Annotated in this window: 20 protein-coding genes and 1 pseudogene; 15 read left to right on the forward strand and 6 right to left on the reverse strand. The window is 73.0% G+C overall.

The annotated features are described in order from the left end of the window. Nucleotides 1–88: 88 nt before the first annotated feature. Both OG618_RS02750 and OG618_RS02755 read right to left on the reverse strand, forming a co-directional pair. Nucleotides 89–763 (reverse strand): RDD family protein, encoded by a 675-nt coding sequence (locus OG618_RS02750; protein WP_329485503.1) that lies wholly within the window; start codon nt 761–763, stop codon nt 89–91. A gap of 204 nt (nt 764–967) precedes the next feature. Further along, a complete protein-coding gene (locus OG618_RS02755; RefSeq protein WP_329485504.1) occupies nt 968–1,921 on the reverse strand; it encodes an ROK family protein in 954 nt (317 codons plus the stop codon). A 155-nt stretch (nt 1,922–2,076) separates the two neighbouring features. Between OG618_RS02755 and OG618_RS02760 the strand changes: the two genes are divergently transcribed. Beyond that, complete coding sequence (locus OG618_RS02760) at nt 2,077–2,862, forward strand: DeoR/GlpR family DNA-binding transcription regulator (RefSeq protein ID WP_329485505.1); 786 nt, start codon at nt 2,077–2,079, stop codon at nt 2,860–2,862. A 65-nt stretch (nt 2,863–2,927) separates the two neighbouring features. Here the strand turns inward: OG618_RS02760 and nagA are convergent, their stop codons facing one another. Beyond that, nucleotides 2,928–4,100 carry an N-acetylglucosamine-6-phosphate deacetylase gene (nagA, locus tag OG618_RS02765; protein ID WP_329485506.1) on the reverse strand — a complete coding sequence of 391 codons (1,173 nt, stop codon included), beginning with the start codon at nt 4,098–4,100 and terminating at the stop codon, nt 2,928–2,930. Nucleotides 4,101–4,332: 232 nt separating this feature from the next. On the opposite strand from nagA, the pseudogene OG618_RS02770 reads away from it, so the two are divergent. Continuing rightward, a pseudogene (locus tag OG618_RS02770) lies at nt 4,333–4,563 on the forward strand (ATP-binding protein); the annotation flags it as partial. Nucleotides 4,564–4,903: 340 nt separating this feature from the next. Here the strand turns inward: OG618_RS02770 and OG618_RS02775 are convergent. Together OG618_RS02775 and OG618_RS02780 are read right to left on the reverse strand one after the other, a co-directional pair. After that, on the reverse strand, nt 4,904–5,320 hold the full coding sequence (locus OG618_RS02775; RefSeq protein ID WP_329485508.1) for a VOC family protein: 417 nt from the start codon (nt 5,318–5,320) through the stop codon (nt 4,904–4,906). A gap of 272 nt (nt 5,321–5,592) precedes the next feature. Beyond that, on the reverse strand, nt 5,593–6,480 hold the full coding sequence (locus tag OG618_RS02780; protein ID WP_329485510.1) for a LysR family transcriptional regulator: 888 nt from the start codon (nt 6,478–6,480) through the stop codon (nt 5,593–5,595). Nucleotides 6,481–7,012: 532 nt separating this feature from the next. On the opposite strand from OG618_RS02780, the gene OG618_RS02785 reads away from it, so the two are divergent. The 7 genes from OG618_RS02785 to OG618_RS02815 all read left to right on the forward strand — a co-directional run bounded on the left by OG618_RS02785 (nt 7,013) and on the right by OG618_RS02815 (nt 14,548). Then, nucleotides 7,013–8,287, forward strand: coding sequence for an extracellular solute-binding protein (locus OG618_RS02785; protein WP_329485511.1), 1,275 nt, complete (start codon nt 7,013–7,015; stop codon nt 8,285–8,287). Nucleotides 8,288–8,408: 121 nt separating this feature from the next. Then, the gene (locus tag OG618_RS02790) at nt 8,409–9,347 is read left to right on the forward strand and encodes a carbohydrate ABC transporter permease (protein WP_329485512.1); all 939 of its coding nucleotides are present in this window, start codon (nt 8,409–8,411) and stop codon (nt 9,345–9,347) included. Next, on the forward strand, nt 9,344–10,243 hold the full coding sequence (locus tag OG618_RS02795; RefSeq protein ID WP_329485513.1) for a carbohydrate ABC transporter permease: 900 nt from the start codon (nt 9,344–9,346) through the stop codon (nt 10,241–10,243). Before OG618_RS02790 ends, OG618_RS02795 begins: the two co-directional genes overlap by 4 nt. Nucleotides 10,244–10,379: 136 nt before the next feature. Further along, nucleotides 10,380–11,345 (forward strand): ROK family protein, encoded by a 966-nt coding sequence (locus OG618_RS02800; RefSeq protein WP_329485514.1) that lies wholly within the window; start codon nt 10,380–10,382, stop codon nt 11,343–11,345. Nucleotides 11,346–11,771: 426 nt separating this feature from the next. Continuing rightward, entirely contained in the window at nt 11,772–12,656 is an 885-nt protein-coding gene (locus OG618_RS02805) for an SIS domain-containing protein (RefSeq protein ID WP_329485515.1), read from the forward strand. Between the two features lie 58 nt (nt 12,657–12,714). Continuing rightward, the gene (locus OG618_RS02810) at nt 12,715–13,632 is read left to right on the forward strand and encodes a 1-phosphofructokinase family hexose kinase (protein WP_329485516.1); all 918 of its coding nucleotides are present in this window, start codon (nt 12,715–12,717) and stop codon (nt 13,630–13,632) included. A 31-nt stretch (nt 13,633–13,663) separates the two neighbouring features. Then, entirely contained in the window at nt 13,664–14,548 is an 885-nt protein-coding gene (locus OG618_RS02815) for a class II fructose-bisphosphate aldolase (RefSeq protein WP_329485517.1), read from the forward strand. A gap of 120 nt (nt 14,549–14,668) precedes the next feature. On the opposite strand, the gene OG618_RS02820 is transcribed toward OG618_RS02815, so the two are convergent. Beyond that, nucleotides 14,669–15,943 (reverse strand): ROK family protein, encoded by a 1,275-nt coding sequence (locus tag OG618_RS02820; RefSeq protein WP_329485518.1) that lies wholly within the window; start codon nt 15,941–15,943, stop codon nt 14,669–14,671. Nucleotides 15,944–16,135: 192 nt separating this feature from the next. Between OG618_RS02820 and OG618_RS02825 the strand changes: the two genes are divergently transcribed. The 6 genes from OG618_RS02825 to OG618_RS02850 all read left to right on the forward strand — a co-directional run bounded on the left by OG618_RS02825 (nt 16,136) and on the right by OG618_RS02850 (nt 24,476). Continuing rightward, nucleotides 16,136–17,434 (forward strand): ABC transporter substrate-binding protein, encoded by a 1,299-nt coding sequence (locus tag OG618_RS02825; protein WP_329485519.1) that lies wholly within the window; start codon nt 16,136–16,138, stop codon nt 17,432–17,434. Nucleotides 17,435–17,441: 7 nt separating this feature from the next. Further along, nucleotides 17,442–18,401 (forward strand): carbohydrate ABC transporter permease, encoded by a 960-nt coding sequence (locus tag OG618_RS02830; protein ID WP_329485520.1) that lies wholly within the window; start codon nt 17,442–17,444, stop codon nt 18,399–18,401. A 55-nt stretch (nt 18,402–18,456) separates the two neighbouring features. Then, nucleotides 18,457–19,269 carry a carbohydrate ABC transporter permease gene (locus tag OG618_RS02835; RefSeq protein WP_329485521.1) on the forward strand — a complete coding sequence of 271 codons (813 nt, stop codon included), beginning with the start codon at nt 18,457–18,459 and terminating at the stop codon, nt 19,267–19,269. Beyond that, a complete protein-coding gene (locus OG618_RS02840; protein WP_329485522.1) occupies nt 19,266–21,155 on the forward strand; it encodes a DUF5107 domain-containing protein in 1,890 nt (629 codons plus the stop codon). The genes OG618_RS02835 and OG618_RS02840 overlap by 4 nt, the downstream gene beginning before the upstream one ends. Nucleotides 21,156–21,278: 123 nt before the next feature. Continuing rightward, nucleotides 21,279–23,504: an RICIN domain-containing protein gene (locus OG618_RS02845; RefSeq protein ID WP_329485523.1), complete on the forward strand. Its 2,226-nt coding sequence runs from the start codon at nt 21,279–21,281 to the stop codon at nt 23,502–23,504. A 126-nt stretch (nt 23,505–23,630) separates the two neighbouring features. Beyond that, nucleotides 23,631–24,476: a DeoR/GlpR family DNA-binding transcription regulator gene (locus OG618_RS02850; protein ID WP_329485524.1), complete on the forward strand. Its 846-nt coding sequence runs from the start codon at nt 23,631–23,633 to the stop codon at nt 24,474–24,476. Nucleotides 24,477–24,491 lie beyond the last annotated feature (15 nt).

Raw genomic sequence — 24,491 nt, forward strand, 5'->3', positions numbered from 1 at the left:
GCGACCAGAACGCACGGAGCCCGGTCACCGCCGACGACGATCGGGGCGACCGGGCTCCATCGGGCCCGCCGGGGGGACCGGCCCGCGGTCAGGACTCCTTGACCACCACGGTCTTGGCCGCTTTGTCGTGGAAGCACTGCTGGAGCGGCTTGTCCCAGAGCAGCGACAACACGTTCACCAGCGAGAACACCGAGCCGACGCAGTAGACCGCCTGGGGCAGGCCGTAGACCGCGCTGCGGGTCCACAGCTCGTTGTCGCTCGGGCGGCCGCCGTGCGTCGCCGAGACCACCCGCAGCTTCATCGCCTTCTTGCCGACGGTCTGCTGGCCCTGGCTGAGCATCATCGCCGCCTCGTAGGCGAAGACGATCAGCGCGCCGATGACGGCGGCCAGGATCGAACCCGCCACGGTCGTGAAGGCCAGCTGGAGCACGATCAACGGGATCAGCAGCACGCCCAGGTCGATCAGACGGGCCAGGAAGCGGTCGGCCGGGGTGGCCAGGGTCCGGCTCCCGGGCGGCGGCGGTCCGTACGGACCCGCCGGGCCGACCCACGGCGGGAGCTGGCCGCCGCCCTGCGGGTAGCCCTGCGCGGGCGGCGGGTAGCCGGGAGCGCCCTGGGCGTAGCCGGGCGGCGGGTAGGCGGCGCCGGGCTGCGGGTCGTAGGGGCCCTGCGGGGCCCCGTAGCCCGGCTGCGCCGGCGGCGGCTGCTTGCCGTACGGGTTCTCGTCCGACGGGTAGCCGTAGCCGGGGGGTGGGTTCGTCATCGTCCTGCTCGTTTCGTCGTGGCTTGTCCTTCGGGTCTAGTGGCTCCGACGATCGTTTAGGAAGACCCTGGGGCCAACCGTTACGTGAATACCCCGGACCTGCCCCCTCGTCACCCGCCGACCGGCACCCTCGTTCCCGGCCGGACACGTCCGCCGGTACCGGGTCCCGGGCGATGGGGAGTTCGGCGTCTCGCCACCCCCCGGCTACGCGGAGTGGTGCCCGGCGGCCTCCGCGCCGGCCGGGTGACGGGGTGGGCGCAGGTCCTGGGCGAGCAGGGCCGCGCCCAGTGCCGCGGCCCGGCGGCCGAGGGCGGAGGCGACGACGCGGGGTGGGTCCGGGGAGGTCAGGCGCTCGGACAGGGCTTTCCGGAGCGGGTCGAGGTAGGTCCGCCCGGCGAGGGACAGGGGGCCGCCGATGACGATCCGTTCGGGGGCGCTGTCGCCGACCGCGGCGGTCAGGACCTCGGCGAGGCCTTCGACGGCCTCCTGCCAGATGGCGGCGGCCGTCCCGTCGCCCGCCGCGGCCCGGGCCTGGACGTCTCTGGCGGTCACGCGCGCCTCGCCGGTGGCGAGGCGGTAGCGGCGGGCGATCGCGGCGGCCGAGGCGATCGTCTCCAGACAGCCGCTCCCGCCGCAGGGGCAGGGGTCGCCGCCCGGGCGGACCACGACGTGGCCGAGTTCGCCGTCGCCGCCCGGCGCGTACCCGTCGAGCACCATCGAGGCGGCGATGCCGGTGCCGACCGGGACGTAGAGGAAGGAGCGGCACGAGCGGCCGGCGCCGAGCCGGGCCTCGGCCAGGCCACCGGTGCGGACGTCGTGGCCGAAGGCCACCGGAACGTCGAGTTCCTCGGCCAGCCAGCGCCGGACGGGGATCTCGCGCCAGCCGAGGTGGGCGGCGAAGACGGAGGTGCCGGTCGCCTCACCGACCAGGCCGGGCACCGCGATGCCGGCCGCCGACGGCGCGTGGTGCCGGGCGAGGTCGGCGGCGTACTCCAGGACGGTCTCCAGCACGGCGTCCGGTCCGCGGTCGGCACGGGTCGGCCGCCGGCCGCTGTGCACGAGCGAGCCGTCCGGCGCCATCGCGACGGCCCGGATCTGCGCGACGCCGACCTCCAGCCCGATCACCACGGCGCTCGGGACCTCGGCGCGGTGGGTCACGGGATTCTCCGCAGCCGTGATCTCCACCTGCTCTCCGTGATCGAATATGATAACTGCCTAGCCAATCCAATCACAGAGATGCACGATCTCTGGCGGTTCGGTCACTGCGCCCGCGATAGGCTTCACCTGCCGACACGACATGTAAGGGAGAGACCATGGGGACGCACGAGAGGTGGACGCGTCTGCTGGAGATCCTGGGCGACCGGGGCCGGCTGGAGGTCGGCGAGGCCGTCGAGCTGCTGAGCGTCTCCGCGGCGACCGTGCGTCGTGACATGGACGAGCTCGCGAACCAGCAGCTGCTGGTGCGCACCCGCGGCGGCGCGGTGCTGAGCGGTGTCGCGTACGACCTGCCGCTGCGCTACAAGACCGCCCGGCAGGCGAACGAGAAGCTCAGGATCGCCAAGGCCGCGGCCGCGCTCATCCCGCCGGGGGCGGTGGTCGGCCTCAACGGCGGCACCACCACGTCGGAGGTCGCCCGGGAGCTCGCGACCCGGCCCGACTTCGCCGAACACAGCAACGGAACCGCGCTGACCGTCGTCACCAACGCGATCAACATCGCCAACGAGCTGGCCGTGCGCCCGTACGTGAAGACGGTGGTCACCGGCGGAGTGGCCCGCCCGAACTCCTACGAGCTGACCGGGCCGCTGGCCACCATGGTGCTCCAGGGCCTCGCGCTCGACTACGCCATCCTCGGCGTCAACGCCGTGGACGCCAAGAACGGCGCCGCCACCCACGACGAGGGCGAGGCCAGCGCCAACCGCGCCATGGCCGAGCGGGCGGACAAGGTGATCATCGTCGCGGACGCCACCAAGATCGGCCGCCGCGCCTTCGCGCAGGTCTGCGCGGTCAGCGAGTTCACGGTGCTGATCACCGACAAGGACGCCCCGGAGGAGATCGTCGAGCAGCTGATCGCCCAGGGCGTGGACGTGCACTCGGTCTGACCTCCCCGGCACCGCGACGTTCGAAGGGGCCCGGCAGCTGCCGGGCCCCTTCGCGTGCGACCGCCTCAGGACTTCGCGCGGAGCGTCGGCAGATGGCCCGCCCCGGCGACCCAGACGCCCTTCTGCATCACGGCGACGACGTCGTGGGCGGCGTCCAGCACCACCAGGTCGGCCTGCTTGCCGCTCTCCAGCGAGCCGACGGAGTCGCCCAGCCCCAGCAGTCGGGCGGGCACCGCGGAGAGCGACCGCGAGGCCTGCTCGGGAGTGAACCCGTCGACCGTCACCGCCCGCTTGAACGCCCGGTCGAGGGTCAGCGTGGAGCCGGCGATGGAGCTGCCGTCGGCGAGTTCCGCGACACCGGCACGGACCCGGATGTCCAGCGGGCCCAGCCGGTAGGCGCCGTCGCCCATGCCCGCGGCGCTCATCGCGTCGGTGACCAGCGCGATCCGCCCGGCGCCGACCGCGCGGTGGACGAGGCCGACCACCGCGGGGTGCACGTGCACGCCGTCGTTGATGAGCTCGACGGTGACCCGGTCGTCCTCCAGCAGCGCGCCGACCGGCCCCGGGTCCCGGTGGCCGAGGGCGGGCATGCCGTTGAAGAGGTGGGTGGCCACGGTGGCCCCGGCGTCGATGGCGGCGCGGACCGTGCGGTAGTCCGCGGCCGAGTGGCCGACCGCCGCGACGACCCCCGCGTCCACCAGGGTCCGGACGGCGTCGAGTCCCCCGGGCAGCTCCGGCGCGAGGGTGACCATGCGGGCGTGGCCCTTGGCGGCGTCCAGCAGCCGGCGCAGCGGTTCGGGGGCGGGGTCGCGCAGCAGGGCGGGGGCGTGGGCGCCGCACCGGCCGCGGGCGATGAACGGACCCTCGAAGTGGACCCCGGCCAGTACGCCGTCCTGGGTGAGTTCGGCGAGTACGGCGGCCTGGTGGCAGAGCTCGTCCAGCTCGGCGGTGACGGTGCTGGCGACGGTGGTGGTGGTCCCGTGCAGGCGGTGGAACCGCGCGGCGGCCATCACCTCCTCGCCGTCGGCGGAGGTGTACGAGGCGCCGCCGCCGCCGTGGACGTGCAGGTCGACGAAGCCGGGCACGACCAGGTGGCCGGTCAGATCCACGTCACCGGGTTCGGGAGTGCCCCCGAACCCGGTGATCAGGGCTCCTTCGACCGTGAGGCGTCCGCCGTCGACGGTGCCGGTGGCGGTCACCAGGCGAGCCCCGGACAGGGAGGTGCGGGTGGCGGTCATGCGGTGCCCGCCGGGCCGTGGGCAGCGTTCGCGTGGTCCATGGAGCCTCTCTTGCGGCGAGGAGCAGGGCGGCCCCGGGAGGGCGCTGGGCGCGGCAGATCTGCACTCTTGTGCAGCACTCGCGGGCTCTGCGATCAGATCACATCATTGTGGATGAGCCGAAAGTTGCACGCAAGGGCTCCCGGGGGACGGGACGGGCGGACTGCCGACGGGCAGCGCAGTCGCCGGCGGTCCACCCGGAGGCGTCCGCAGGTCCCGGGTGGCGGGCCTGGTCTGCGAGGTGTCCGACGGGAGCAGCGCCGCGCCGCACCTCCGCTGGGCCGCCGCCACCGACGAGGGCGGCCGGGGCATCTTCCTGATCGCCCAGCTCGCCCACCGCTGGGGCACCCGGTACACGCCGAGCGGCAAGGTCATCTGGTCCGAGCAGCCGCTCCCCGGCGACGGCTCCCCGGCGGCGGGCTGACGCCGCCCGCGCGCCCGACGGCGGCGGGCCCACGGACCACACCCCGCCGCCGCGGGAGCGACGGGGGCCCGAGGGCGACGGGGCCGACGGGGGCGCGCAGCGTCCGGCAGTCAGGGCCGACGGGGGCGCGCAGCGTCCGGCGGTCAGGGCCGGCAGGATCCGCACCGGGGCGGCTCCGTCCGCGGGGCGGGGACGAACAGGCCGAACACCGTGTCGGCGACCACCCCGAAGTCGCCTACCCCCAAGGCTTTCCGGTCGCCGCCGGGCGCCCGCGGACCGACGGCGGGGTCCAGCAGGGCGGGGGCGGGCGCTTCGACGACCGGCGACGGATGGACGTCGGTCACGGCCGGCCCCCCTCGCCCGTGCGGACGCCGGAGGACCGGGCCGCTCCCCCGGGCTCGCTCCACTCCGCGAGCTGGACGTCGATGCCGTTGGGGTCGAGCACCCCGAACGTCCACGCGCCCCACGGCTGCAGGGTCAGCGGCGCGGTCACCTTCACCCCTGCCGCTACCAGGCGGGCCGCCTCCTCCGCGATGCCGGTGACGGTGAACGACACGTAGCCGTCGAGCGGCGGGTTCGGTGCCACCGCGAAGTCCGACAGGACCAGGGTGATGTCGGTGGCGGCGTCGTCCCGTTCGAGCTGGACGAAGCCGTCCGTGCGCAGGACTTCACGGAATCCGAGGTGCTCGGTGAAGAAACGGCTGGAGGCGGCCGGGTCACCGACCACCAGCGCCACGGTGGTGGACGTGATGTTCATGCCGTCCAGCCTGGTCGCCGTGCCGGGAGCGAACAACGGCGATTCTCGCAACGATCGTTAACCCCCGGCTTCACGATCCGGTCGGGCCGAGCGGCCCCGCCGCGGAAGGCGTGCCGCGGACGGCGTGAGGCGGACGGCGTGACGCGGAAGGCGTGCCGCGGACCCCAGGAAGGCGTCCCGCCGTTCGCCGAGTACGTCGCCCGGTTCTCGGCGCCCCGAGGCGCTCCGGGCATCCGGCGGACCACCCGCCCGACCGGTCCGCCGGGCGGACCCTAGAAGGCGAACACGCCGAGGTCGCGGACGGTGGCGGCGAGGGCGCGGATGGCGTCGTCCTCCGCCTCCGTGCGCCACACGAGGGCGAAGGAGAGCGGGGCGAGGTCGGTGATCGGCAGCCAGCGGACGTCGGGCATGCCCCAGTACCGGGTGACGTGGCTGGGGAAGGGCTGGACGATGTCGCCCATGGCGACCAGGTCGATCAGTTCGGAGGAGTGCGTCACCTGGTACGCGCGCTCGATCGGGCGGCCCTTGGGGGTGGTGAAGGGCAGGTACCCCTCCTCCCAGTAGTCCAGTCCGATCCGGCCGCTGCCCTGCGGGAAGTCGGCGAGGTTTTCGAGCCGGACCGACGACCGGCCGCCGAGCGGGTGGTCCGCCGCCACGGCGAGGATGCGCGGGTCGGTGAACAGGGTGGGGCCGACGGTCAGATCGGGCTCCTCGACGGGGAGCCAGGCGACGAAGACGTCGCATTCGCCGTCGCGCAGCTTGCCGAACGGGTCGTCCAGGACCGATAGCCGGACCTGCAGCTCCCACTGGGGGTGGCGCTTGCGGAACGTCTTCCAGTACACGTGCAGGTCGCCGACGTTGAACGGCATCATCAGGACCCGCAGCCGCCCGCTCACCCCCTGGGCGGCCATCCGCGCGCGCTCCAGCGAGTCCTGGAGGCCCTGGTAGCACGGCCGCAGGTCGTCCCGCAGCTGCCGGCCGACCTCGGTCAGCCGCACCGTCCGGCTGGTGCGCTCGAACAGCATCGCCCCGACGCTGCGCTCCTGCTTCCTGATCGCCTGGCTGACCCGGGCCGGGGAGATGTGCAGCCGCTCGGCGGTCCGGCCGAAGTGCAGTTCCTCGGCCAGCGCCAGAAAGATCTCGATGTCCCGCAGCTCCACCAGCGTCCCCCGATGTTCCCCGTGCCGATCTTCCGATCGCCGCGAAGTCTACGGCGCCCGCCCCCTGGCCGGTATGACGGGCGGTCGCCGCCGGGGGGCCTCGGACCGACGGTTCCGGCACCGGGCGGACGCGCCGTCGCGGCCCCGCCCGGCGACGACGACGCGGGGCCGCTTGGCGTGATTGATTGTGATTCGTCAGGCCGATTTCCGAGCATGGGCGCGCAGTGCAGCTGACTCGTCACGGGGTGTATCGCAATGACACGTCAAGGGTCGATAGTGGGTGTCGCATTGACAACGGTCTGGCAACAGGGCTGGACCGGCTCGAACGGCTGATGAACACTGAGCCATCAGAAGACGCCACAAGATGATTCGTTCCTGCTAGATTTGCGCATATTCGCGCAGCAAGTCGCAGTCTCTCCGTCGGTCGAGCAGGTCTGACGACGGTCCTCCCAGAAGCCCGGATGCGACGTTCCGTGGCTCGAAGAACACGTCCGGCACCCGGCATCGCCCCCGGGGCCAGAGGAGGTCTCCCATGAAGAACCGCGCGCTCACGCTCCTGTCCGCCTGTACGGTCGGCGCGCTCGCCCTCACCGCCTGCGGCAGCAGCGGCGGCGACAGCGCGTCAGCGGACGGCACGGTCACCCTCAAGCTGGTGGCGGCCGACTACGGGGACAAGGCGAGCAACAGCTCCAAGGCCTACTGGGACGACGTCGCCCAGCGCTTCCAGGCCGCCAACCCCAAGATCAGGATCGATGTCCAGGTCGTGAACTGGAACGACATCGACAAGCAGGTCAAGACGATGATCCAGAGCGGCAACGAGCCCGACATCCTGCAGACCGGCGGGTACGCCGACAAGGTCACGGACGACCTGCTCTACAAGGCCGACGACGTCATCTCGATGGCCACCAAGGCCAACCTCATCTCCACCTTCGCCTCGGCCGGCGAGGTCAACGGCGTCCAGTACGGCATACCGTTCGTCTCCTCGGCCCGCGCGTTCTTCTACAACAAGGCCCTGTTCACCCAGGCCGGCATCACCGAGGCCCCCAAGAGCTGGGACGACGTCAAGAAGGACGCCGAGCTGATCAAGGCCAAGGTCCCCGGCGTCACCCCGTACGCGCTCCCCCTCGGCCCGGAGGAGGCCCAGGGCGAGAGCGCGATGTGGGAGTTCGGCAACGGCGGTGCCATCACTGACGATTCGGGCAACTACACGCTCAACAGCGCGGCCAACGTCGACACCTTCAAGTGGCTGAGGACCAACCTGGTCGACCCCGGCCTGACCTACGCCAACCCGGCCACCACCGACCGCAAGACCGCCTTCGCGGACTTCGCCGCGGGCAAGGCCGCCATGCTCAACGGCCACCCGTCCCTGATCCAGATGGCCGCCGACGGCAAGGTCGACTACGGCGTCGCACCGATCCCCGGCAAGGGCGGCGCGCTCAAGTCCACCCTCGGCGTGGCCGACTGGACGATGGCCTTCAAGAAGAACGGCCACAAGGAGCAGATCAAGCAGTTCCTGGACTTCGCGTACTCCAAGGAGAACACGCTGAAGTTCGACGAGCTCTACAACCTCATGCCCGTCACCCAGGACACCCTGACCGAGATGACGGCCAGCGGCAAGCACAAGGACCTGGAGCCGTTCTTCGCGCTGCTCCCGCAGGCCAAGTTCTACCCGCTCGGCAAGACCAGCTGGGACACCGTCTCCGCCGAGATGAAGAAGACCATCGGCACCGCCGTCAAGGAGGACCCGGCCAAGGTGCTGGGCGACCTGCAGAAGAAGGCCGAAGCCGCGGCCGCCGACACCAAGTAGGCGCCCCGGCCCCCCGACCGCGGGGGCGGCGGACCGCCCTGACTCAGCGCCGCCGCCCCCGCACCACCACCGTCCCGCTCCGTGCGGCACCCAGGCCGCACGCGCACGGAAGGCGCCTCCGGTGTCCCTCAACCCCTCCCGCACCAAGGCGGCCGGGCCGGCCCCCAGCCCGAAGGCCTCCCGCCGACGCGGCCTCGACCGCCTCGGCCCGCTCCCCTGGATCGGCCCCGCCGTCCTGCTGATCATCGCCGTCGTCCTGTGGCCCGTCTACGAGATGGTCCACACCTCGTTCCAGCGGATCAGCACCAGCGGCTTCGTCCGCGGCTCGGCCGGCTTCGACAAGTACCGCAAGCTCTTCGACGAGACCGATCTCGGACACGTCCTGACCGCCACCGTCGTCTGGACCGTGGTCGTCGTCAGCATCACCATGGTCGCCTCACTGGCCCTCGCCCAGCTGTTCAACCAGCAGTTCCCCGGCCGCCGCCTCACCCGCTGGGCGCTGATCGCGCCCTGGGCGGCGTCCGTCCTGATGACCGCCATCGGCTTCAAGTGGATGCTCAACCAGACCGCCGGCGTCCTCAACACCGCGATGGTCGACCTCGGGATCATCGACGGCCCCAAGGACTGGCTCGGCGACCCGTCCACCGCCTGGCCGTGGATGATGTTCGTGGCGATCTTCGTCTCGCTCCCCTTCACCACCTACACCCTGCTCGCCGGTCTGCAGACCGTGCCCGCGGAGCTCTACGAGGCGGCGGAGGTCGACGGCGCCGGCACCTGGCGCACCTACCGCCTGATCACCCTGCCGCTGCTGCGCCCGGCCTTCCTCGTCGGTGTCGTCATCAACCTGATCAACGTCTTCAACTCCTTCCCCATCATCTGGGGCATGACGCAGGGCGGGCCGAGCAGCGACACCGCCACCACCACCGTCTTCATGTACCAGCTGAAGAACACCGACATCGGCGAGAGCGCGGCCATGTCCGTCGTCAACTTCGCCCTGGTCGTCGTCATGGTGCTGCTCTTCCTCAAGGTCAGCCGCTGGAACGAGGAGGAGAACCGATGACCCAGCAGACCCTCACCGAGCCCCGTACCGCGCAGCGCCGGCGCCGGCCCGCCGCCCCGGCCGCGCCGCCGGCCGGCCGGCGCTTGCGCCCCCGGACCATGGTCGTCGCGGCCACCGCCTGGCTGCTGGCCGCCGTCTTCCTGCTGCCCTACGCGCAGATGGTGATCACCGCGCTGCGCCCGGCCGACGAGCTGCGCGACAACACCTACCTCCCGGAGCACTTCGCCTGGTCCAACTTCGTCGACGTCTGGCGCGAGTCCAACCTCGGCTCGAACCTGCGCGTCACCCTGCTCGTGGCCGGCGGGTCCACCGTGCTGGTCCTGCTGGTGGCGCTGCCCGCCGCGTACTACACGGCCCGGATGACCTTCCGCGGACGCAAGCTCTTCCTGCTGCTCGTGCTGGTCACCCAGATGTTCCAGCCGACGTCGCTCCTGGTGGGCCTCTACCGCGAGTTCTACCAGCTGGACATGCTCAACTCGGTCTGGACGCTGATCCTCTGCAACGCCGCCTTCAACCTGGCGTTCGCGATCTGGATCCTCAGCGCCTACATCGGCTCCATCCCGGTGGCGCTGGAGGAGGCGGCCATGATCGACGGTCTGAGCCGGTTCAGGGCGCTCCTGCGCGTCACGCTCCCGCTCGCGCTGCCCGGGGTCGTCACCGCCGTGATCTTCACCTTCATCGCGGCCTGGAACGAGTTCGTCATGGGCCTGACCCTGTCCACCGTGCCCGACAGCCAGCCGCTCACCGTCGGCATCAACAGCTTCGTCGGCAACTACACCGTGCAGTGGAACTTCCTGTTCGCCGGGTCGATCGTCGCCATCCTCCCGGTCGTGGTGCTATTCGCCTTCATCGAGCGCCAGGTCGTCTCCGGATTGACCGCCGGATCCGTGAAGTAGCCCGCCGGCCCGCACCCGCCGACCGTCGAGGACCGGCGGTCGGCAGGCCGCTGTGACCACCCCCCGAGCACCAGGGAGCCCACCGTGCCCGAGAGCAGTACGAGAGCCCGTCACCCCGTCGCATCGGAGGCGCGCGATGGCTGAGCACGCCCGGCCCGACGAGTGCGTCATCGCCCTGGACGTGGGCGGCACCGGGATGAAGGGGGCGCTGGTCGACCGGCGGTCGGGCGTCCTGCTCACCGAGCGGCGCCGCACGCCCCGGGCGGCCGGGCCCGAGGCCGTCGTCGACGCCGTCACGGCGGCCCTGCGGTCCCTCGCCGGCCAGGCCGCGGACCTCGGACTCACCGTCCGCCAGGCCGGGGTGGTCGTCCCCGGCATCGTCGACGCCGAGCGGGCCGTGGCCGTCTACGCCGCCAACCTCGGCTGGCGCGACCTGCCGCTGGCCGCCCTGCTCGAAGAACGCACCGGACTGCCGGTCACGCTGGGCCACGACGTACGGGCCGGCGGCCTGGCGGAGGTCCGGCTGGGCGCCGCGCGGGGCGCCCGGGACGCGCTGTTCGTCGCGATCGGCACCGGCATCTCGGCCGCGATCGTCCACGACGGCCGGCTGCTGACCGCCGGCGGCTACGCGGGCGAGCTCGGCCACCTCGTCGTCGAACCGGACGGCCGGCCGTGCCCCTGCGGCGCCCGGGGCTGCCTGGAGACCATCGCCTCCGCGGCGGGCATCGCCGCGGCCTACAGCGCCCGCACCGGCCGGCCCGTCCACGGCGCCGCCGAGGTCGCCGCCCTGCTCGCCGAGGGGGACGAGGCCGCACTGGCCGTCTGGCAGCGCGCCGTCCACGGGCTGGCGACCGCGCTCACCACCGCCGTGACGCTGCTCGCCCCCGAGGTCGTCGTCCTCGGCGGCGGGCTCGCCGAGTCGGACGGCCTGCTGCTGGACCCGCTGCGGGCCGGCCTCGACCGGAGACTGACGTTCCACCGGCGCCCCCGCCTGGTGGCCGCCGCGCTGGGCGACGAGGCGGGCTGCCTCGGCGCCGGGCTGCACGCCTGGGACACGGTGGACCGGCTGGGAACAGCGCTGGGCGCTCCCGACCGTCACTGACCGGGCCGCCGTACCGGCACCCCTCCGACCCCCCGCCCCGCCCCTGCCCGCGCCGCTCGTCCGGCAGGACCCGGCGCGGCCTCGCGGGGTCCGCGGGCGCGCGCCCGGACCTCAGGTGAATCTGCGATCAATACTGTCGCAAAACCTCACTCTTGACTCATGGACAATCACGCCCTCCGAGGCGGCGAACGGCATCGTTCGGCGATCGCTCCCCGCTCCACGCCCGGGCGATCGCCCCAGCTCACGCGCCATGCAACGGTGTTGATCCGATGGACGGGCGGTCGAGAGCGGATCGCGAGAGAACTTCAGCATGCGCACTTCAAAGTCGGCATCAGGCCGCACCACCCTGGTATCAAATGCTTGAAGATGCTTAAATGTGCATCATCTAGCTCAGCTTTCATCAGATGATCTTGAAAGGGGTCAGCAATGACGCACGTAGAGGCAGAGATCGCCGACCAGCCGCAGTGCTGGGCGCGCGCGGCGGCACTGGCCGCGGCCGGCCACCCCGCCCTGCCCGGCGCGGGCGAGCGGGTCGCCGTCGTCGGGTGCGGGACGTCGTACTTCATGGGCCAGGCGTACGCCGCCCTGCGCGAGTCCGGCGGCCAGGGCGTGACCGACGCGTTCGCCGCGTCCGAGTTCCCGACCGGCCGCTCCTACGACCGCGTGATCGCACTCACCCGCTCCGGCACCACGACCGAGGTACTGGAACTGCTCGACGGCCTGCGCGGAAAGGTCCGGACCAGTGCGATCACGGCGGATCCGAACACGCCCGTCATGTCGGCCGCGGACGACGTCGTCGTCCTGGACTTCGCCGACGAGCGGTCCGTCGTGCAGACGCGCTTCGCCACCACCGCGCTGACGTTCCTGCGCGCGCACCTGGGCCTGCACACCGAGGCGGTGGAGGAGGACGCCCGCCGCGCCCTGGCGGAGCCCCTGCCGGCCGGCCTGGTCGAGTGCGGCCAGTTCACCTTCCTGGGGCGCGGCTGGACGGTCGGCCTGGCCAACGAGGCCGCGCTGAAGATGCGCGAGGCGGCCCTCGCCTGGACCGAGTCGTACCCGGCCATGGAGTACCGCCACGGCCCGATCAGCATCGCCGCGCCGTCCACCGCCACCTGGATGCTCGGCGACGCCCCGGTCGGCCTCGCCGAGCAGGTCGACTCGACCGGTGCCCGCTGGATCGAGGGCCGGCTCGACCCGCTGGCCGAGCTGGTCCGCGTGCACCGCCTCGCCGTCGCCGTCGCGGCGGCCAAGGGCCTCGACCCCGACCAGCCGCGCAACCTGACGCGCTCCGTGATCCTCGCCGACGCGTGACCCCCACCGTCCAGGTCACCGCTTCCGGGCGCACCGCAGCGGCAGGGAGGCAGCCGTCGTGATCGTGACCGTCACGCCCAACCCGGCGCTCGACATCACCTACACCCTCGCCGCGCTGCGGCCGCACGAGAGCCACCGCGTGGAGACCGTCCACGAGCAGGCCGGTGGCAAGGGCGTCAACGTGGCCCGGGTGCTGCACGCCCTGGGGCGGCGGACCACGGCGGTCCTGCCGCTCGGCGGGGCCGCGGGCAACGCCGTCAAGGCCGACCTCGACCGGTCGGGGATCGTCCATCTGACGATCCCGCTCACCGGCGCGGCGACCCGGCGGACGATCGCCGTCGTGCACGACGGCGACGCCACGATGCTCAACGAACCCGGGCCGGAACTGTCCGCGCTCCAGTGGACCGCGCTCCGCGCGGGGGTGGCGAGCCTGGTGCCGGCCGCCCGGGCCCTGGTGCTGTCAGGCAGCCTGCCCCGGGGCGTTCCGCCGGGCGGCTACGCCGAGTTGGTGCGGCTCGCCCGCGACCGGGGCGTCCCGGTGATCCTCGACGCCGCCGGCCCGGCGCTCACCGAAGCCCTCGACGCCCGGCCGACGATCATCAAACCGAACGTCGCCGAACTGCGGGAGGTCACCGGGACGGACGATCCGCCGACGGCCGCCCGGGCGCTCGTGCGGGCGGGCGCCGGAACGGTCGTCGCCTCCCTCGGACCGGACGGGCTGCTGGCCGTCGACCCGGCCGGAGCCTGGCGGGCCTTCCTCCCGGCGGACGCCGGCATCAGCGGCAACCCCACCGGAGCCGGGGACTCCGTGGTGGCCGCCCTCGCCGTCGGCCTCGCCGAACGCGCCCCGCTGCCGGTCGCGCTGACCCGGGCCGTCGCGCTGTCGGCCGCCACCGTCCAGGCCCGCTACGCCGGCATGTTCGACCGCGACGGCTACCGGCGTCTGCTCCCCCAGGTCCAGGTCGTCCCGGCCTGACCACCCACCCTCACCCCGAGAAGAGTCCGCCATGCCTCTCAGCACCACGGGCGAACTGGTCGCCGAAGCCGCCGCGCGGCGCGGCGCCGTCGCCGCGTTCAACGTCATCACCCTGGAACACATCGAGGCCGTCGTCGCCGCCGCCGAGGCCACCGGGGAGCCGGTCATCCTCCAGGTGAGCGAGAACGCCGTGAAGTTCCACGGCGGCCGCCCGCACCCGATAGCCGCGGCCGCCGTCAGCGCCGCGCGCCGCAGCGGCGCCCGGGTGGCACTGCACCTCGACCACGTGAAGAGCGAGGCGCTGCTGCGCGAGGCCGCGGACTGCGGATTCAGCTCCGCCATGTTCGACGCCGCGCACCTGTCCTACGGGGAGAACGTCGCCGCCACCCGCCGGGCCGCCGACTGGGCCCACGCCAACGGCCTCTGGCTGGAGGCCGAACTCGGCGAGGTGGGCGGCAAGGACGGCACCGGGCCGCTGAGCGCCCACGCCCCCGGGGCCCGCACCGATCCCGACGAGGCCCGGCGCTTCGTGGCCGAGACCGGCATCGACGCGCTCGCCGTCGCCGTCGGCAGCTCGCACGCCATGACCACCCGCGACGCGACGATCGACCACACCCTGCTCGCCGCGCTGCACCACGCCCTGGACCTCCCCCTCGTCCTGCACGGCTCCTCCGGCGTCAGCGACCCGGAACTCCAGCGCGCGATCCGGGTCGGCATCAGCAAGGTCAACATCGGCACCGCCCTGAGCATCGCCATGACCGGCGCGATCCGGTCCCACCTGCACGGCGACCCCAACGGCGTGGACCCGCGCCACTACCTCGCGGCCGGCCGCGAGGCCGTCACCGACACCACCGCCCAGCTCCTGACGACCGTCGGCGCGGCGGACCGGGGCGGCGTCCCGGTCTCCAGCGGCTGACGGACGGCGGCCGGCCCGGCCCGTGGACGGCGGGAGGGCGCGGGAGGGCGCACCGGACAGGGCCGCGACGGCCGGACAGGCCGTCGCGGCCCCTCGGCGTGCTTCCCCGCCCCGGCCTCCTCAGGCGCCCGCGTCCACCCGGCGCTCCGGCGCGCTCGTCGGGTCGAGGAAGATGCCCTCCAGGGTCAGATACGCCCCGCCCTGGGCCGCGTTGGAGAGCCCGAGGGTGGAGGCGGCCACCACGACGCGCTCGGCGGTGGGCCTGATCCGGCGCTCGTCGAGCACCCGCTGCACGGCGTCGACCAGATAGCGGCCGAAGACCGCGAAGTACCCGCCGAGGACGATCCTCGGCGGGTTCAGCACGTCCACCAGGATGCCCAGCCCGAGGGCCAGGTCGTCCGCGATCAGGGCCAGCGCAGCCAGCGTCCGCTGCTCGCCCCGGTCCGCCCGCGCCAGCAGCTCGTCCAGGCGCTGCGCGAGGTCGACCGACCGGTCGTGCACCCGGTCGGTGCGATCGGCAGCCGCGTCCAGGAAGGCCTGCAGGCCCACCGCGGTCTCCCAGCAGCCCGTCCGGCCGCAGGCGCAGGGGCGCTCCCGGCGGTCGACGTGCATGTGCCCGATCTCGGAGCCGCGCAGCAGCTTGCCGCCGGAGAGGCTGGCGCCGCCGACGCCGATCCCGCCGGTGACGTAGACCAGTTCACGGACGTCGTCGGCGGCCGCGCGGAGGTACTCGGCCAGCGCCCCGGACTCGGCGTCGTTCGCGAGCAGGACGGGCGGGGCGGCCGGGCCGAGCCGCGCGCGCAGTTCGGCGGCGGCCGGCACGTCGCGCCAGCCGAAGTTGGTGGCCACCAGGACGGTGCCCGAGCCGGCGTCGACCTCGCCCTGGGTGACCAGGGTGACGCCCGCCGCGCTCATCCCCCGGGCGCCGATCTCGCGCAGACAGGCGCGGACCATCCCCGCGACCTCGTGCAGCGTCTCCTGCGGGCTCAGCTCCGGCAGGTCGATCCCGCGCCGCCGCTCGTGGACGACGGTGCCGCTCAGATCCACCGCCAGCACGGTGATGTGATCGACGCCCAGCTCGGCGCCGACCCCGCAGACCCAGCGCCCGTCGAGCGTGACCATGCGGTGCGGGCGGCCCACCGCGCCCGCCCGGTCCAGCTCGCCCTCGCGGGCCAGGCCGCGCTGGATCAGCTCGGTGACCAGCACCGAGACGGTGGCCTTCGGCAGCCCGGCGACGGCGGCGATCCGGGTGCGCGACTGCTCGCCGCTCTCCCTCAGCAGGCGCAGCACCAGGCCCAGGTTGTTGCGGCGCATGGACCCCTTGTCGGCGGCGTCGGGGTAGCCCGCCATGATGCCGGCGGCCCCGGTGGTGCCACTGCCCCGTGCTTCCTGCACTGTCTCTCCTGTTCCCGAGGGTGCCGACGGCGCCCATGGTAGTTGTCGCGGCGATCGGAATAACGGCCTTGCCGGCGCTGGACCTTGACAATACCCACCTTAGTTCAGACACTAGCCGAACTAACAAGCCCGAGGGTGCGGCCTTCCCCCCAGGCCCCCTCCACCGCTTGTCCCCTGGAGAGGAATCACACGATGGGCAGAACCTCGACCACCACCCGGGTCCTCGGCACCGCCACCGTGGCGGTGCTGGCCCTGACCGCCACCGCCTGCGGCAGCGGCTCCGAGAGCACGGCCGGCGGCTCGTCCGGCAGCTTCGCCTACTGGTCGATGTGGCGGGCCGACGAGGCCCAGGCCAAGGTGATCAAGGCGGCGATCGACCAGTTCCAGACCGACACCGGCATCAAGGTCGACATCACCTGGGCCGGACGCGACGTCAAGAAGAAGATCGGCCCGGCGATCGCCACCAACCAGGCCCCCGACCTGTGGGACCAGGGCGCCGACGGCGTCTACGGGGCGACCGCCCAGGCCGGCCAGGCGCTCGACCTGTCCGACGTCCTCGGCATGGAGGTGCCCGGCGAGGGCAGGAAGGTGTCCGACGTCGTCCCCGCGAAGTACCTGGACGCCCTGCCCAAGGACCCGGACGGCAGGAACCACTACGTGATCCCGTACGAGATCTCCTCGGGCGCCCTCTTCTACAACACGGCCGACCCCGACATCGCCGCCGCCATGCCGAGCCCGCCGGCGAGCTGGGCCGACTTCCTCAAGGTCTGCGACGCGCTCAAGGCCAAGGGCCGGGCCTGTCTGGCCTCCGACGGCGAACTCGCCTGGGAGAACGGCCTGATCCTGGACTACCTGCTGTCCGCCGGCGGGGTCGGCTTCAGCGCGCTGAGCTCCGACCCGTCCGGCGCGAGCTGGGACGCCCCGGCCGTGCTCACCGCCGCCAGGCAGACCGAGCAACTGGTGAGGGGCGGCCACCTGATCAGCGGCTACGACGCCACCAAGTTCCCCGCCCAGGAGACCAATTGGGCCGCCGGCAAGGCCGCGTTCTACCCGGACGGCAGCTGGGTCACCGACGAGGTGGCCAAGCAGCTCCCCGCGGACTGGGAGATGGGCGCGATGCTGCCGCCCGGCGCCGTCAACGCGGACTCGATGATGTTCGGCTTCGCGATACCGAAGAAGGCCAAGCACTCCGCCGCGGCCAAGAGGTTCATCGCCTACTTCCTGCAGAAGAAGACCCTCGCCGGGATCTCCACCGAGGCCGGGAACATCACGCCGCGCTCCGACATCCCCGCCCCGGCCGCGCTCACCGACATCCAGAAGGCGCTGGACGCCGCGCCCGTCCGCCTCACCTACGACGGCGTGGCCGGCGACTACCCCACCAAGGTCTTCAACCAGAACTTCCTCGACCTCTGGCACGGCAAGACCTCCGCCGAGCAGTTCGTCGCGAAGATGAAGTCCGACCAGGCCTCCTTCTGGAAGAGCCAGGGCTGAGGCGACGATGGCCACCGCACTCCAGGACCCGCCCGCCGTGCGCGGCGGCGGGCGCGCGCAGCCGGTGAACGCCGGCACCTCACCGCTGGAACGCCAGCACCGGCGCATCTTCTGGCCGTTCGTCGGCCCCGCGCTGCTCGTCTACGGCGTGCTGTTCCTGGTCCCGATCGGCTACGCCGCCTGGACCAGCCTCTACAAGTGGGACGGCATGGGCGCCAAGCACTGGCGCGGCCTGCGGAACTACCGGATCCTCTTCGAGGACGCGGCGTTCCGGACCTCCCTGGTCAACACGCTGGAGATCCTCTTCGTCGGCGGCGCGATCACCTTCGCGATCAGCCTGGCGCTCACCCTGGTCCTGCGCGAGATGCGGGCCCGGCTGTTCGCCCGCTCGGTGCTCTTCTTCCCGTGCCTGGTGAACGCGATGGTGTTCGGCATCGCGGCCGGCTTCCTGTTCTCCCCCGACGGCCCGGTCAACACCGTGCTGCACTGGCTCGGCGCCGCGACCCCGCCCAAGTGGCTCGCCACCGACAACCTCTTCCCGATGATCGTCGCCACCCTGGTCTGGACGGCCACCGGCTACTACACCGCGATCATCATGGCGGCGGTCGACCAGATCCCCGAATACCTCTACGAGGCGGCCGAGTTGGACGGCGCCAGCGCCTTCCGCCGGTTCCGGCACATCACCCTGCCGCTCGCCTGGGACGTGATCTCGGTCTGCGCCGTGCTCTGGACGGTCAGCTCGGTGAAGATCTTCGAACTGATCCTGATGTACGGCGGCAGCAACTCCAGCCAGCCCCCGGTCGACACCTGGAACACCGCGATGTACGTCTACGCCGAGGCGTTCCCGCAGACCTCGGCGCCGCAGCTCGGCATGGCCACCGCCGCCGCCCTGGTCAGCCTGGTGATGGTCGGGGTGATCACGCTGGCGCTGCGCCGGCTGATGCGCCGCGCCGCCGTCGAATACTGACCCCCTCAGAAAGGCAACTCCCGTGCGTACCAAGCACAGAGCCGCGGGGCCTGCGATGCGGATCGCCAGAGGCGTGGTGTGGGTCGTCGTCGCCGTCGACCTGCTGCTCATCCTGTGGGTCTTCCTGACCTCGCTGCGCGGCAGCACCGACATCTTCGCCCACCCCTTCGGCCTGCCCACCGACCCGCACCCGGACAACTACGGGCGCGCGCTGGACGACGGCGGCTTCGGCCGGGCCGCGCTCAACAGCGTGCTCGTCGCCGCGCTCTCCTCGGTGGCCGCCGTCGCCCTGGCCGCACCCGCCGCCTACATGCTGGCGCGGCGCCGCACCCGCACCTCCTCGGTGCTGACCATGACCTTCGCCATGGGACTCGGCGTCCCCGGGCAGGTCCTGGTCGTGCCGCTCTTCATCGGCCTGGCCCAGGTGAACCTGACGGACAGCCTGCTCGGCCTCGGCCTGGTCTACGTGGGCCTGGCGATGCCGTTCACCGTCTACCTGCTGACCGGCTTCTTCAGCGGGGTCCCGGCCGTCCTGGAGGAGGCCGCCACCCTCGACGGGGCCGGGCCGCTGCGGACCTTCCTCCAGGTGATCGTCCCGGTCGCCCGGGGCGGACTCATCACCGCCTTCCTGCTCCAGGTCATCGGGGCCTGGAACGAGACCCTCTTCGCCCTGGTGCTCAACCACGGCGAGGACAAGATCACGCTGCCGGTCGCGCTGGCGAACTTCGTCGCCACCGAGCAGCTCAACGGAATGGACTGGGGGACCATGTTCGCCGGCGTCTGCCTCATCCTCGCACCGATGCTCGCCCTCTTCTCCTGGCTGGGCACCCGGATCATCCAGGGCATGACGGTGGGGATCGGCAAATGACCTCCACCCTGCGCACCGGCCTGCTGCGGATCGAGGGCGCGGCCGACCCGGCCGCCGGCTGCCTCCCGATCCTGCGCGGACTGCCCGCCCGCACCGCCGACGACGCCGGGGCCACCGACCCCGAGATGCGCCGCAACCTCGGCTACGGCCGCCCGCACACCCTGCTGCCCTACACCCGGCAGGACCGCTACGACCGCTCCCGCACCACGCGTGAACTGCCCACCGTCGTCCTGGAGAACGAGCACCTCACCGCCACCTTCCTGCCCGGCTACGGCGGCCGGCTCTGGTCCCTGGTGCACCGCCCCTCCGGCCGCGAACTGCTGCACCGCAACCCCGTCCTGCAGCCCGCCAACCTCGCCCTGCGGGACGCCTGGATCGCCGGCGGGGTGGAGTGGAACCTCGGCACCACCGGGCACTGGCCGCTCACCTGCGAGCCGCTGCACGCCGTCCGGACCACCACCGCGGACGGCACGCCGGTGCTGCGGATGTACGAGTTCGAACGGCTGCGGCGGCTGGTGCTGCAGATCGACGCCTGGCTGCCGGCCGGCTCGCCGGTGCTGTACGTCCACGTCTGCGTCCAGAACCCGAACGACGCCGAGGTCCCGGTCTACTGGTGGTCCAACATCGCCGTCCCCGAGACCGGGCAAACCAGGGTGGTCGGCCCCGCCGACCACGCCTTCCACTTCGACTACACCGCCGACCTGCGGCACGTCCCGTTCCCCGAGTACGACGGGGCCGACCGCAGCTACCCCGGCCGGCTGCCCCGCGCGGCGGACTACTTCCTGGACATCCCGGACGCCGAGCGCCGGTGGATCACCGCCCTGGACGGCACCGGCGCCGGCCTGGTGCAGGCCTCGACCGACCGGCTGCGCGGCCGCAAGCTCTTCCACTGGGGCACCGCCACCGGCGGCGCGCACTGGCAGGAGTGGCTCTCCGGTCCCGACGCGCCCTACCTGGAGATCCAGGCCGGCCTGGCCAGGACCCAGCTGGAGCACCTGCCGATGCCGGCCGGCGAGAGCTGGTCCTGGGTCGAGGCCTACGGGCTGCTGGAAGTCGACCCGGCCGCCGCGCACGGCGACTGGGGGACGGCCCGCTCGGCGGCCGCGGCCGCGCTGGCCACCCTCGTCCCGCCCGGCCGCCTGGAGGACGCGCTGTCCCGGGTGGCGGAGTTCGGCGAACCGACGGAACTGCTCGGCGAGGGGTCCGGCTGGGGAGCGCTGGAGATCGCGGCCGGCGCCCTGCCCGCCTCGGCCGCCCGGCCGTTCGGTGACGCGCAGGCCGAACAGCGGCCGTGGGCCGAGCTGCTGGCCACCGGCCGGCTGCCGCTCTGCGACCCGCCGGCCGCCCCGGTCACCGGAGGCCACTGGCGCGAACGGCTGGAGGCCGCCGAGCCGGACTGGCACGTGCTCCACCAGCTCGCTCTCGTGTACCTGTCCGAGGGCGAGGACGACGCCGCCCGCACCGCCTGGAAGCGCTCCGTCGCCGAACGGCCGACCCCGTGGGCGCTGCGCGCCCTGGCGTTCCTCACCGAGGCCCCCGAGGAGTCGGCCGACCTGCTGGCCCACGCGGTCCGGCTGCGCCCGGACCTCCTGGAGCTCACCGTCGAGTTCCTCGACGCCCTGGCCGCGGCCGGCCGCCACCGGCAGGCCCTGGCCGTCGTCGAAGGCCTGACCGGGAGCGCCCGCCGGCACGGCCGGATCCGCCTCGCCGAGGCGAGGGCGGCGCACGCCCTGGGCGACCAGGACCGGGTGCGCCGGCTGCTCGCCGAGGGCATCCAGGTCGACAACATGCGCGAGGGCGAGGACTCGTTGGACACCCTCTGGCTCGCCGTCCACCCCGGGACGCCGGTCCCGCCGGTCTACGACTTCCGGATGTCGCAGACCTGACCCCCCGACCTCCGCCCCGCCCCGGCGGGGCGGAGCCGCGGCGGCCCTCCCTCCGCCGCCGCGGCCGCGGACCGACCCCGGGTCCGCGCACCGCAGTACGCCCCCACCCCCGAAGGAGTGCTCGTGCCATCCCTTCCCAGAACCCTCGTGGCCACCCTCACGGCCGCCACCCTCACCCTGGCCGGCGGCGCCCTCACGGCCCCACCCGCGTCGGCGGCCCCCGCCGTCACCGGCTACACCGTCAGCGTCGGCTCCACCGGCCGCTACCCCACCCCGACCGACACCACGGCGGCCCCGTACACCGACAAGGACGGCACCTTCTACTTCCAGCAGTCCGCGGCGCTGTACGGGGCCACCGACCCGCGTGAGTGGGAGTTCTTCACCGGCGCGGACTTCGACTCCGCCACCAGGTCCGCCGCGATCAGCGACGCGGTGAACCCCGCCAACCCGCAGGACGCGAACAACAACACGACCTGGCGCTGCAACAACAGCCCCACCGGCCGGGAGTCGAGCTTCGCGCCGAGCGGCTCCGGCTACGCCCAGAAGAACTACTGCGACCTCACCGGGGTCTGGGTCGACCCGGACACCGGTGACTGGTACGGCCTGGTGCACAACGAGTTCACCCCGCAGCCCTTCGGGGACGGCCTGCACTTCGACGCGATCGACTACACGGTCTCGACCGACCAGGGCCGGACGTGGACCATCAGGAACCACGTCATCACCTCGCCGTACAGCACCGTACGCGGTGACACCGCCGCCTTCCCGAACCAGACCTACGACTACGGCGACGGCGACCCGCGGCTCTTCGTGGACACCGCCTCCGGCTACTTCTACGTCTACTACGGCTCGCGGATCGTCGACAAGGGCGGCAGCTGGAAGGCGTTCTACGAACACGTCGCCCGGGCACCGATGTCCGCCAAGATGGCGCCCGACTCCTGGCAGAAGTGGTACGACGGCGCGTGGTCGCAGCCCGGCGTCGGCGGCCGGGAGAGCAACATGGTCCCGGTCGACGCGGCCAGCAGCACGGGGTACACCCCCGTCGCCAAGGAGTACGACCCGGCGAACACCGGCACCGCGGCCCAGCAGATCGCCGCCGGGAAGATGCCGCCGACCTCGCCGCTCTTCGTCATGGACATCACCTACAACGCCTACCTCGGCCTGTACATCGGTGAGCCCCAGGCGGTCAACCAGGACGGCACCTCGCCGCAGTACCTCTACGCGACCGACGACCTCGCGACCCAGAAGTGGTTCCCGATCGGCGACACCGGCAGCTACCACACCGCCTCGTGGTACCGCTGGTTCGTCGACAGCGCGAACCGGACGAACTCGACGATCGTCGGCAAGAACTTCCGTGCCTACTGCGCGTTCGGCTGCTCGGCGGGCGCCTCCGGCGAGTACGTCAACCTCGGCATCACCTCCTCGGCCCCCGCGCCCGCGCCCGTCGACCCGGCCAAGACCTACCGGATCGCCAACGGAACCGGCCGGGTGCTCGCCCAGGTCTCCGGCAGCCAGGCGACCACCTCGACGGCCGCCGCCGGCGGATCGGGCCTGGAGTCGTGGAGCTTCGCCCCCACCGGCGACGGCGCCTACCGGGTCGTCAACTCCGCCACCGGCGGCCTGCTGGGTGTCGGCTCCACCGGCAAGGCCGACCGCGCCTGGGGGACGGCGCCGACCGTCACCGCGGCCGGACCGGGCGGGCCCGCCGTCGGCCAGCAGTGGTTCGTCATCCCCGGCAAGACCGCCGCGGGTGCATCGACCGGCGCCTTCCGGCTGGTCAACCGCTACAGCGGACTGGTGCTCGGCATGACGTCCGCCGCCGGCGCGCTGACCGGCACCACGCCCACCCGCAGCTGGACCGACACCACCGGCAACCCCGTCGGCGGCGGCGCCACCGCGGCCGACCAGGTGCTGACCCTGACCGCCACCGGTGACGCCGGCGGCTCACTCGACGGGATCCACACGCTCACCACCGGAGGCAAGGCGCTCGACGTCCCCGACCACTCCAAGACCCAGGGCACCCAGCTCGTCACCTGGACCGCCAACGGCGGCACCAACCAGAGCTGGACCTTCGCCCGGCAGTCCGACGGCAGCTACCGGCTCACCAACCGCGAGTCCGCGCTCTGCCTGGACGACAGCGGCGGCTCCACCGCGGCCGGCAACCCGATCATCCAGTGGGCCTGCACGGGCGCGACCAACCAGCGCTGGATCCTCACCGCGGTGAGCGGCGGCTACACCGTCGCCTCGAAGGCGAGCGGCCTGCTCCTCACCACCGCCGGCACCGCCAACGGCGCCCTGGTGACCCAGCAGCCGGACACCGGGTCGGCCCGGCAGATCTGGTCCGTCAACTAGGACTGGTCCGCCGGGGCTCCGGCCCCGCGGGCGGCAGCCTGCGGGGCCGGAGCCGGACCGGCGTCCGCACACCGGCGAGGACGACGGCGGTGCCCACCCCCACGCGTGCACCAGGAGGCCCACGACATGATTCAGGACACCCGGCCGCCGGCGGCCCTCCTGGCGGAACAGCGCCGCCGGCTGATCCACACCAGTGTGCGGGAGCACGGCACCGCCGTCACCGACCAGCTCGCCCACGAGTTCGGCGTCTCCGCCGCCACCGTCCGGCGTGACCTGTGCGCGCTCGCCGAGCAGGGCCTGCTGCACCGGACCCGCGGTGGAGCCGTCCGCTCCGAGGCCGCCCGGGGCGGGGACGGACGCCGGGTTCCGCCGGACACCGGCCCGCTGCCGAACCTCGACGTGATCGCCCGGGCCGCCGCCGCGCTGGTCCGGCCGGGCGACGTCGTCGGCCTCGGCGCCGGCCCGGCGACCTACGCCGTCGCCCGGCACCTGACCACCGTGGACCACCTGGCGGTCGTCACCAACTCCCTCCGGATCGCCCGGGTCTTCACCCACCCCGCCGGTCCGCCCGGGGTGGCCCCGACCGCCGCCGTCACGCTCACCGGCGGCCTCCGGACGGCCTCCGGCGCCCTGGTGGGCCCGATCGCCGACCAGGCCGTCCGCTCGACCCGGCTGGACCTGCTCCTCCTCGACTGCCGCGGGATCACCCGCCGGGGCGACCTGACCCTCGCCGACCTCACCGAGGCGGCCACCCAGCGGGCCTTCCTGCACGCCGCCCGCCGGGTGGTGCTGGTCGCCGACCGCTCCAGGTGGAGCAGCGGCGGGCTGGCCGTCTTCGGCACCCTGGACCAGGTCGACGTCCTGGTCACCGGCACCGACCTGCCCGCCGCCCAGCGGGCGGCCGCCGCCAGACGGGTGGGCACGCTGCTCGTGGTCGACGCCGCCGGAGGCGCGTCCGCCGTCCGGCGCTGAGCGGAAGGCACCGGG

The organism is Kitasatospora sp. NBC_01246 (assembly GCF_036226505.1).
In the GTDB taxonomy this organism is placed as follows: domain Bacteria; phylum Actinomycetota; class Actinomycetes; order Streptomycetales; family Streptomycetaceae; genus Kitasatospora.

Excerpts from the sequence above, each read along its gene's own strand:
- OG618_RS02750 (WP_329485503.1), bottom strand. The coding sequence starts at position 763 with ATGACGAACCCACCCCCCGGCTACGGCTACCCGTCGGACGAGAACCCG.
- OG618_RS02760 (WP_329485505.1), top strand. The coding sequence starts at position 2,077 with ATGGGGACGCACGAGAGGTGGACGCGTCTGCTGGAGATCCTGGGCGAC.
- nagA (WP_329485506.1), bottom strand. The coding sequence starts at position 4,100 with ATGACCGCCACCCGCACCTCCCTGTCCGGGGCTCGCCTGGTGACCGCC.
- OG618_RS02775 (WP_329485508.1), bottom strand. The coding sequence starts at position 5,320 with ATGAACATCACGTCCACCACCGTGGCGCTGGTGGTCGGTGACCCGGCC.
- OG618_RS02785 (WP_329485511.1), top strand. The coding sequence starts at position 7,013 with ATGAAGAACCGCGCGCTCACGCTCCTGTCCGCCTGTACGGTCGGCGCG.
- OG618_RS02795 (WP_329485513.1), top strand. The coding sequence starts at position 9,344 with ATGACCCAGCAGACCCTCACCGAGCCCCGTACCGCGCAGCGCCGGCGC.
- OG618_RS02800 (WP_329485514.1), top strand. The coding sequence starts at position 10,380 with ATGGCTGAGCACGCCCGGCCCGACGAGTGCGTCATCGCCCTGGACGTG.
- OG618_RS02805 (WP_329485515.1), top strand. The coding sequence starts at position 11,772 with ATGACGCACGTAGAGGCAGAGATCGCCGACCAGCCGCAGTGCTGGGCG.
- OG618_RS02815 (WP_329485517.1), top strand. The coding sequence starts at position 13,664 with ATGCCTCTCAGCACCACGGGCGAACTGGTCGCCGAAGCCGCCGCGCGG.
- OG618_RS02825 (WP_329485519.1), top strand. The coding sequence starts at position 16,136 with ATGGGCAGAACCTCGACCACCACCCGGGTCCTCGGCACCGCCACCGTG.
- OG618_RS02830 (WP_329485520.1), top strand. The coding sequence starts at position 17,442 with ATGGCCACCGCACTCCAGGACCCGCCCGCCGTGCGCGGCGGCGGGCGC.
- OG618_RS02835 (WP_329485521.1), top strand. The coding sequence starts at position 18,457 with ATGCGGATCGCCAGAGGCGTGGTGTGGGTCGTCGTCGCCGTCGACCTG.
- OG618_RS02840 (WP_329485522.1), top strand. The coding sequence starts at position 19,266 with ATGACCTCCACCCTGCGCACCGGCCTGCTGCGGATCGAGGGCGCGGCC.
- OG618_RS02850 (WP_329485524.1), top strand. The coding sequence starts at position 23,631 with ATGATTCAGGACACCCGGCCGCCGGCGGCCCTCCTGGCGGAACAGCGC.